The 1,343-nt window shown below is 61.0% G+C and carries 1 protein-coding gene; it reads right to left on the bottom strand.

Going from position 1 to position 1,343, the window contains the following annotated elements:
* Positions 1-39: 39 nt before the first annotated feature.
* Positions 40-1,290 carry an IS256 family transposase gene (locus F3J19_RS32250; protein WP_167050531.1) on the bottom strand — a complete coding sequence of 417 codons (1,251 nt, stop codon included), beginning with the start codon at positions 1,288-1,290 and terminating at the stop codon, positions 40-42.
* Positions 1,291-1,343: the final 53 nt, after the last annotated feature.

Below are 1,343 nucleotides of genomic sequence, written 5' to 3'. Positions count from 1 at the left end.
GGGAGTGTCAGAATTTCCGTGTTCAAGGCGGGTTGAAATTCACACGGATGGTCGAACGAATCGATCCTCATAAAGAATCGCGAACTGGTTCATGGCCGACTTCCAATCATGAGCGGCGCGTCCCCAGTCAGCAGTGATGTTGCGTAGTGCCAGCCAGATGAGTTTCGTCGCGGCCTCGTCGGTCGGGAAGTGGCCCCGCGTTTTGATGATCTTGCGCAACTGCGAATTGATGTTCTCGATGGCGTTGGTCGTATATATAACCTTGCGAACGGCCGGCGGAAAGGCGAAGAACGGAATCACGCGGTCCCAGGCGTTGCGCCACGCCGCGCTGACTGGCGGGAATTTCTGCCCCCATGGCCCGTCGGCAAAGGCATCGAGTTGCGCCTGGGCCGCTTGCGCGCTCGGCGCGGTGTAGATCGGGCGGATCGCTGCAGCCAGCCCCCGGCGGTCTTTCCAGCTCGCGTAATCGAGGCTGTTGCGGATCAGGTGAACGATGCAGGTCTGAAGCGTGGTTGCGGCAAACACGGCCGCCAGCGCTTCGGGCATGCCTTTGAGCCCATCGGTGACAGCAATCAGGATGTCATTGACGCCGCGCGTCCTCAGATCGTTGAAGACCTTCATCCAGAATTTGGCGCCCTCGGTGTTCTCGATCCACAGGCCCAAGATATCGCGTGTACCGTCGGGCAGGACACCCAGCGCAAGGTAGATCGCCTTGTTGCGCACCACGGCGTCTTCGCGGATCTTGACCCGCAGCGCGTCGAAGAACACCACCGGGTACATCGGCTCAAGCGGGCGGGCCTGCCATGCCGTCACTTCGGCCATGACCTCGTCGGTCACTGAACTGATGAAGTCGTGAGAGACCGCCGTGCCGTACTGCTCCTGCAGAAATCCCTGAATCTCGCGCACGGTCATGCCCCGGGCGTACATGGCGACGATCTTGTCGTCGAAGCCGGTAAAGCGGCGTTCGTGTTTGGGAATCAGCAGTGGTTCGAAGCTGCCGTCACGGTCGCGGGGCACCTCGATACGAATCGGGCCGTCTTCGGTCAGCACGGTCTTGGCGCCTGTGCCGTTGCGCTGGTTGGTAACAGCGGCCGGTTTCACGGCGCCAGGCGGATAGCCGAGATGATGGTTCATCTCGCCACCCAGCGCACGCTCGATCAGCGCCTTCTTCAGGGCCAGCGTCGCGGCATTGATCGCGTCGGCCGTCATCGGGCCGTTGCCAAACTGTTCAAGCAGCTCGGCGGGAATTGCCGGCAGATCGGCCGGTGGGGTCTTTGGTTTGCGAGGCATATATTCTCCTGGGGAGCATCATATGCCTTGAACACGAAATTACTGACAGGCCC

Source organism: Burkholderia sp. Ax-1724, assembly GCF_011752995.1.
In the GTDB taxonomy this organism is placed as follows: domain Bacteria; phylum Pseudomonadota; class Gammaproteobacteria; order Burkholderiales; family Burkholderiaceae; genus Paraburkholderia.
The sequence above is the reverse complement of the archived record's forward strand: the minus strand, read 5'-3'. Positions and strand labels throughout refer to the sequence as shown.

Bases quoted from the DNA above. Each gene is read 5' to 3' on its own strand.
- F3J19_RS32250 (WP_167050531.1), bottom strand. From the start codon at position 1,290: ATGCCTCGCAAACCAAAGACCCCACCGGCCGATCTGCCGGCAATTCCC.